Raw genomic sequence first — 1,675 nt, 5'->3', positions numbered from 1 at the left:
ATTAAAGTCACAACGGTAAAAGATGAGCATGCGTCCCATTAGCTAGTTGGTAAGGTAACGGCTTACCAAGGCTACGATGGGTAGGGGTCCTGAGAGGGAGATCCCCCACACTGGTACTGAGACACGGACCAGACTCCTACGGGAGGCAGCAGTGAGGAATATTGGACAATGGGCGCAAGCCTGATCCAGCCATGCCGCGTGCAGGATGACGGTCCTATGGATTGTAAACTGCTTTTATACGAGAAGAAACACTACTTCGTGAAGTAGCTTGACGGTATCGTAAGAATAAGGATCGGCTAACTCCGTGCCAGCAGCCGCGGTAATACGGAGGATCCAAGCGTTATCCGGAATCATTGGGTTTAAAGGGTCCGTAGGCGGTTTAGTAAGTCAGTGGTGAAAGCCCATCGCTCAACGGTGGAACGGCCATTGATACTGCTAAACTTGAATTATTAGGAAGTAACTAGAATATGTAGTGTAGCGGTGAAATGCTTAGAGATTACATGGAATACCAATTGCGAAGGCAGGTTACTACTAATGGATTGACGCTGATGGACGAAAGCGTGGGTAGCGAACAGGATTAGATACCCTGGTAGTCCACGCCGTAAACGATGGATACTAGCTGTTGGGAGCAATCTCAGTGGCTAAGCGAAAGTGATAAGTATCCCACCTGGGGAGTACGTTCGCAAGAATGAAACTCAAAGGAATTGACGGGGGCCCGCACAAGCGGTGGAGCATGTGGTTTAATTCGATGATACGCGAGGAACCTTACCAAGGCTTAAATGTAGATTGACCGTTTTGGAAACAGAACTTTCGCAAGACAATTTACAAGGTGCTGCATGGTTGTCGTCAGCTCGTGCCGTGAGGTGTCAGGTTAAGTCCTATAACGAGCGCAACCCCTGTTGTTAGTTGCCAGCGAGTCAAGTCGGGAACTCTAACAAGACTGCCAGTGCAAACTGTGAGGAAGGTGGGGATGACGTCAAATCATCACGGCCCTTACGCCTTGGGCTACACACGTGCTACAATGGCCGGTACAGAGAGCAGCCACTGGGCGACCAGGAGCGAATCTATAAAACCGGTCACAGTTCGGATCGGAGTCTGCAACTCGACTCCGTGAAGCTGGAATCGCTAGTAATCGGATATCAGCCATGATCCGGTGAATACGTTCCCGGGCCTTGTACACACCGCCCGTCAAGCCATGGAAGCTGGGGGTGCCTGAAGTCGGTGACCGCAAGGAGCTGCCTAGGGTAAAACTGGTAACTAGGGCTAAGTCGTAACAAGGTAGCCGTACCGGAAGGTGCGGCTGGAACACCTCCTTTCTAGAGCCCCAATTGTTAGTAGTAATACACGATGGGGAAAAAAGAAGAAGCTTTATGGGTTTATAATTTTAAGACTATTTTACTCTTGCTGTTAGTTCAAATAATAAATTTTAAGTAAAACAGAGTCTCGTAGCTCAGCTGGTTAGAGTACTACACTGATAATGTAGGGGTCGGCAGTTCGAGTCTGCCCGGGACTACTATTTAACTTAAAAAAAAGGAAATTTTAGAAGTTGAGCATTTATGAGCATTCATAACTCATAATTCATAACTCATCATTTAAAAATGGGGGATTAGCTCAGCTGGCTAGAGCGCCTGCCTTGCACGCAGGAGGTCAACGGTTCGACTCCGTTATTCTCCAC

The 1,675-nt window shown here is 48.2% G+C and carries 2 tRNA genes and 1 rRNA gene; all 3 read left to right on the top strand.

Going from position 1 to position 1,675, the window contains the following annotated elements:
* Nucleotides 1-1,316: ribosomal RNA gene (locus AC6CH4_RS25815) — 16S ribosomal RNA — on the top strand; the annotation flags it as partial.
* A 123-nt stretch (nucleotides 1,317-1,439) separates the two neighbouring features.
* A tRNA-Ile gene (locus tag AC6CH4_RS25810) sits at nucleotides 1,440-1,513 on the top strand.
* A gap of 87 nt (nucleotides 1,514-1,600) precedes the next feature.
* A tRNA-Ala gene (locus tag AC6CH4_RS25805) sits at nucleotides 1,601-1,674 on the top strand.
* Nucleotide 1,675 lies beyond the last annotated feature (1 nt).

Source organism: Flavobacterium sp. GQ95, assembly GCF_059758655.1.
Note: the sequence above shows the minus strand (reverse complement) of the source record. Positions and strands in the feature narration are given on the sequence as shown.